This is a genomic window from Ideonella sp. A 288 (assembly GCF_002198735.1).
GTDB lineage: Bacteria > Pseudomonadota > Gammaproteobacteria > Burkholderiales > Burkholderiaceae_C > Pseudaquabacterium.
In genome coordinates, this window is the sequence record NZ_MWLO01000025.1 from 1 (window position 1) to 5,665 (window position 5,665).

Below are 5,665 nucleotides of genomic sequence, written 5' to 3' on the forward strand. Positions count from 1 at the left end.
CTGCGTTACGCCGCCCGCCTGGGTGACCGCCATGGCGCGATCCGTAGGCAGCGGGCGGGGCGTGGCGGCCGGCCGAGGACGCTCCGCGTCGGCCCCGGCCACCGGCCCGACGGCCAGCGCCTGCACGCTGCGCACCCGCAGCGCGGCCGGCACCGGCGCGGGCCCACCCACGCCCGGCGCTTCAGTGACCGCCCAGCGCCCCAGCAACCAGGCGTGCAGCCCCAGCACCAGCAGCAGCGCAGCGGCCGCGCCGGCCACGCGGCGGGGCTGCGAAGACGGCAGGGCAGGCATCGGACAATGCTGCCATCAACCGGACCTCGACACCATGAAACTCGCCACCTACAAGGACGGCTCGCGCGATGGCCAGCTGGTCGTCGTCTCGCGCGACCTGGGCCTGGCCCACTTCGCCACCGGCATCGCCACCCGGCTGCAGCAAGTGCTGGACGACTGGAACTTCCTGTCGCCGCAGCTCGAGGACCTGTTCGTCACCGTGAACCAGGGCAAGGCGCGGCACGCCTTCCCGTTCGACCCGCGGCTGTGCATGGCGCCGCTGCCGCGCGCCTGCCAGTGGGCCGACGGCTCGGCCTACCTGAACCATGTGAAGCTGGTGCGCCAGTCGCGCGGCGCCGACATGCCCGAGAGCTTCCTCACCGACCCGCTGATGTACCAGGGCGGCAGCGACGACTTCCTCGGCCCCTGCGACGACGCCTACTTCGGTGCCGAGGCCTGGGGCATCGACTTCGAGGGCGAACTGGCCGTGGTCACCGGCGACGTCGGCATGGGCGCCTCGCCCGAGCAGGGGCTGGACGGCGTGCGCCTGCTGATGCTGGCCAACGACTGGAGCCTGCGCCACCTGGTGCCCGGTGAGCTGGCCAAGGGCTTCGGCTTCCTGCAGAGCAAGCCGGCCACCGCCTTCGGCCCGGTGGCGGTGACGCCCGACGAACTGGGCGAGGCCTGGCAGGGCGGCCGCGTGCACCTGACGCTGCAATGCACCTGGAACGGCCGCAAGGTCGGCCTGTGCGAGACCGGGCCGGAGATGCAGTTCCACTTCGGCCAGCTCATCGCCCACCTGGCCAAGACGCGCAACGTGCGCGCCGGCTCGATCATCGGCTCGGGCACGGTGAGCAACCAGGACGCGTCGCACGGCGTCAGCTGCATCGCCGAGAAGCGCGCCATCGAGACCGTGGAAGACGGCGCCCCGAAGACCGACTACATGAAGTTCGGCGACACCATCCGCCTGGAGGTGAAGGGCCGCGACGGACAGAGCGTGTTCGGCGCGATCGAGCAGACGGTGACGGGGCCCGCCGGGGCCGAACCGGCCGCGCCCTGAGGCGGGGCGTCCGCCCCCAGGGCGCGCGTCGTGACGGCCTGGCCGATCCGACCGCGTCGGGGGGCCGCGGGCGAGGTCAGCGCGGGGGATTCACGGCAGGTGCTGCTTCAGGAACGACTCGAGGCGGCGGCCGAAATCGACCCGGTTCCCGACGCGCAGGAAGCCGTGGCCCTCGTCGGCGTACACCACCCACTCGGGCGGGCGGCCCGCGGCCTTCAGCGCATCGCGCAGGCGCTCGCCGTGGTCGATGGGCACGCGTCGGTCCTGCGCGCCGTGCACCAGCAGCAGCGGCACCTTCAGGCGTGCCGCCTGGGCCAGCGGCGACACCTCGGTCAGCATCGCCGCATCCTTGACGGGGTCGCCCACCAGTTCGGGCAGCGCATAGCGCCGCGCCTCGTCGGACATGTCGCTCCACGCGCTCCAGCGGTCCATCAACCTCGCCGGGTCGGTGACGGCGGCCCAGGCGATGGCGCAGCGGTAGGCCTCGGGATGGCGGATCGGGCCCATCAGCGCGGCATAGCCGCCGTAGCTGCCGCCGGCGATGCAGACGCGCTTGGCGTCGACCGTGCCGCGCCCGATGGCCCACTGCAGGGCATCGAGCAGATCGTCCTGCATCGCGCGGCCCCATTGCCGCCGCCCGGCCTGGAAGTGGCGGGCGCCGTAGCCGGTGCTGCCGCGGAACTCGGGTTGGATCACCACGTAGCCGCGCGAGGCCAGGAACTGCGCCTCAACGTCCCAGCGCCAGGTGGCGCCGCGCACCCACGGCCCGCCATGCACCAGCACCACCGCCGGCCACGGGCCCGCGCCTTTCGCGCCGGGCGGCAGCGTCAGCCACACCGGCATGTCCATGCCGTCGCGGGTGCGCACGCGGTGCAGGTCGAGCGTGGCCATGCCGCGCGCGTCGATGTCCTTGCGCGCACGCCCGATGGCCTGCCAGTCGCCTTGGGCGCGGCCCGGCCGGTAGAGCCAGTATTCGCTCGGTTGCTGATCGGACCAGGAGCGCACCAGCACCACGGGTTCGGCGCCCGCACAGCGGCGGCAGTTCAGCTGATTGACGCGGCCGGGCAGCCGCCGGTCGACCTCGGCCTGCCAGCGCCTGGCCGCGGCGTCGAACCACACCGTGGTCTCGGCATCGGTGAGCGCGCGCACGCCGAGCACCGGGCCGGTCAGGTCGTGCAGCAGCGCGCCCGAGAAGTCGAACCCCGGGGTGCTGACCAGGGCCTCGGCCGCCGGACGGCCGGCCGCGAAGTCGAAGCGCTTGAGCACCGACACCCCGTCCAACCCGGACGACTCAGTGACATAGAGCCCGCCGTCGTCGTCGACCGAATGCGGCCACCATGGGCGCGCCGCATCGGGCATGGTCGCCAGCAGCCGCCATTCGTCGCTGCCGGGCGCACGCCAGAAGACGCTTTGCCGGCCCTCGCGCAGGCGCGCGGCCGCTCGCAGTTCGCCCTGCCGATCGAGCCACCAGTCGACGGCGCCTTCGGGCGTGCCGGCGGCGAGGTTGCGCACCCGCAGCGTCTTCACGTTCAGGCGCAGGGGCACCACGCCCACCAGGTCATGGCCCGCATTGCCCTGGCGCCGGCCGACGATGATCTCGTCGCTGCCGCCTTGCGGCACTGCCAGCAGGTGATGGTTCCAGTCCAATGGCTGCCGGGCGATCGACGCCTGCCGCAGGAAGGTGCTTTCGGTGGCGATCAGCATGCGCAGGTCGGTGCCGTCAGCGGCCACGGTGAACAGGCCCGGCTGATAGCGTTGATCGCCCAACCCGGCCTGCAGGTCGATGGTGTCCAGCACCAGCCGGTCGTCGCCCAGCCAGTGGAAATCGCCGACGTCGGCGTCGGCGAAGCGCGCCGCCACCTTGGCCGCCGCGCCGGCGTCGAGGTCCAGCACGGCCAGCGCCAGGCGCTCGCCCACGCGCATGGTGAGCGCCAGGCGGCGTCCGCTGGGCGACAGCCGGGCGGCGGCCAGGTCCGGGTGCCGGAAGAAGGCCTCGACCGGCACCGCGCCCGCGGGCTCGGCGGCCGCTGCTGCGGGCGCGGACGGTGGTGCTGCCGGTGCGGCCGGCTGCGCCAGCAGCGCAACCGCATGCATCGCCAGCCACGCCATCAGGACCCCTCGCACAGCGGCAGCCTTGCCGCGATGGCGCGCCGCGCCGCTCCCCGATTCCGCTGGTGCCATGCCCCCTCCGACCGCGATGCCGTGCACTTTTCAGCATAGCGCAGTGCGGCACGGCCGTCATCGGCACAGGTGGCGATGACAGCCAGCCCCCCAGGCAGACAGCTTCGGCGCGCCGCCCCGGGGGCCGACCGCTGCGAAACTGTGGCATCGTGGACGCCCCACCCTGCCGGCGGCCGCTTGTCGCGGCCCAGCCCATGCCCGCTCTCACCGTTCTCGCGGACCGACCCACCCCGCCCGGCGCGATCTGCCGCACCTGCCGCCACACCATTCGCCATGCCATCCGCCGCACCGCGCGTCACCTGGCCACCCTGGTTCTGGCGGGCCTGGTGGCCACGGGCGCACACGCGCAGGCCGAGGAGGCGGCCTCGGCGCCGCGAGCGGGCAAGACGGCCGCGCCGCAGCCCGCGGCCTGCCCGCCCGTGGCCCAGGCGCCCGACGCCAAGGCGCTGCAGGCCCACGCCCGTGCCGCCCGCGACCGGGGCTTCCTGTGGCGGCTGAGCAAGGATGGACGCGAGGCCTGGCTCTACGGCACCGTGCACCTGGGCCGGCTCGAATGGGCCTTCCCCGGGCCCCGGGTGCGCGCCGCGCTCGACGGCGCCGACACGCTGGCGCTGGAGCTCGACCTGGGCGACCCCGCCGTCACCGGCGAGGTGGCCGAGCTGATGCGCGCCACCGCGCAGACGCCGGTGCTGCCGCCGGCGCTGGCCGAGCGGCTGGCGCGCCAGGTGGCCGCCGCCTGCCTGCCGGCGCAGGCGCTGTCGTCGATGCACCCGGTGATCCAGGCCACCACCTTGACCGTGCTGGCCGGCCGCTGGGACGGCCTGGACCCGTCGTACGCGCAAGAGCTGGTGCTCGGCGGCCTGGCGCGTGCCGGCGGCAAGGCGGTGCACTCGCTCGAGACGCCGCAGCGGCAGGTGGCGGCGCTGATCCCGTCCGACGCCACGGCCGCGGTGCACCTGACCGAGCAGAGCCTGGACCAGCTCGAGCGCGGCATCGTGCGGCGCACGCTGCAGCGCATGGCGCAGGTGTGGGAGCTCGGCCAGCTCGACGAGCTGGAGCAGTACGAGCGCTGGTGCGAGTGCACCACCGACGAGGCCGACCGGGCCTTCATGCGGCGCCTGAACGACGAGCGCAACCCGCACCTGGCCGAGCGCATCGATGCGCTGCACGCGCAGGGCAAGCGGCTGTTCGCCGCCGTCGGCGCGCTGCACATGAGCGGTCCCCAGTCGCTGCCGCGGCTGCTGGCGCAGCGCGGCTTCAAGGTCGAGCGCATCGCCTTCGCGCCGATGTGACTTTGCACCGCCCCGCGGCTACCATGGGGCAGGCTGTTCACCCCCCGAGACACAAGAGGAGACCCCATGAGCGACCCCACCGACTTCACGAAGATGGTGCCCGGATTCGACTTCCTGCAAGGCCTGGTGAAGAACGCCGGCGCCTCGCTGCCCAACGTCGGCCACTGGATCGCCCCGACGCTCGACCCCGAGGAGATCGAGAAACGCATCGAGGAGCTGCGCACGGTGCAGTTCTGGCTCGAGCAGAACGCCCGCATGCTGGGCGCCACGATCCAGGCGCTCGAAGTGCAGCGCATGACGCTGACGACGCTGAAGACCATGAACGTGCAGCTCGGCGACCTGGCCGAATCGCTGAAGATCCGCATGCCCGAGCCGGCGCCGGCCGACGACGAGCCCGAGGCCGCGCCGCCGCCCAAGGCCGCCTCGCGCTACGCCTTCAGCCCGAAGGCCCCCGATCCGGAACCCGAGGCCGAAGCCGAGCCCCAGGCCGCGGCCGCGCCCCAGGTGCCGCCGGGCGTGCCCGACCCGATGCAGTGGTGGGGCGCGCTGACGCAGCAGTTCACCGAACTGGCCGCCAACGCCATGAAGGACAGCACAGCCGAGGCCGCCCGCAACCTGGCCGGCTCGATGGTGAAGCAGGGCTTCGAGGCCGCCAACGCGGCCAGCGAGTCGATGAAGAAGGCCGCCAGCATGGCGATGACCACGCCCGCCGCCAAGCCCGCGTCCCGGGCGACCAGCCGGCCGGCCACCAGCGCCGCGGCATCGGCCCCCGCAGGCCCCAAGGGCGCCGCGAAGAAGGCCGCCACGGGCACTGCCCGCAAGAAGGCCGCGGCCAAGAAGCCCGCCGCCCCCCGCCGCTGAC

The 5,665-nt window shown here is 73.8% G+C and carries 4 protein-coding genes and 1 pseudogene; 3 read left to right on the forward strand and 2 right to left on the reverse strand.

Going from position 1 to position 5,665, the window contains the following annotated elements; all coding sequences use genetic code 11:
- Positions 1-291, reverse strand: a pseudogene (locus EOINJALH_RS01210) (hypothetical protein); the annotation flags it as partial.
- A 34-nt stretch (positions 292-325) separates the two neighbouring features.
- Here EOINJALH_RS01210 and EOINJALH_RS01215 point away from each other — a divergent pair.
- Positions 326-1,330 (forward strand): fumarylacetoacetate hydrolase family protein, encoded by a 1,005-nt coding sequence (locus EOINJALH_RS01215; RefSeq protein ID WP_088278490.1) that lies wholly within the window; start codon positions 326-328, stop codon positions 1,328-1,330.
- Between the two features lie 90 nt (positions 1,331-1,420).
- On the opposite strand, the gene EOINJALH_RS01220 is transcribed toward EOINJALH_RS01215, so the two are convergent.
- Complete coding sequence (locus EOINJALH_RS01220; protein ID WP_088278491.1) at positions 1,421-3,439, reverse strand: prolyl oligopeptidase family serine peptidase; 2,019 nt, start codon at positions 3,437-3,439, stop codon at positions 1,421-1,423.
- Positions 3,440-3,705: 266 nt separating this feature from the next.
- On the opposite strand from EOINJALH_RS01220, the gene EOINJALH_RS01230 reads away from it, so the two are divergent.
- Together EOINJALH_RS01230 and EOINJALH_RS01235 are read left to right on the forward strand one after the other, a co-directional pair.
- Positions 3,706-4,803: a TraB/GumN family protein gene (locus tag EOINJALH_RS01230; RefSeq protein WP_158219607.1), complete on the forward strand. Its 1,098-nt coding sequence runs from the start codon at positions 3,706-3,708 to the stop codon at positions 4,801-4,803.
- Positions 4,804-4,869: 66 nt separating this feature from the next.
- Complete coding sequence (locus EOINJALH_RS01235) at positions 4,870-5,664, forward strand: PhaM family polyhydroxyalkanoate granule multifunctional regulatory protein (protein ID WP_088278494.1); 795 nt, start codon at positions 4,870-4,872, stop codon at positions 5,662-5,664.
- Position 5,665: the final 1 nt, after the last annotated feature.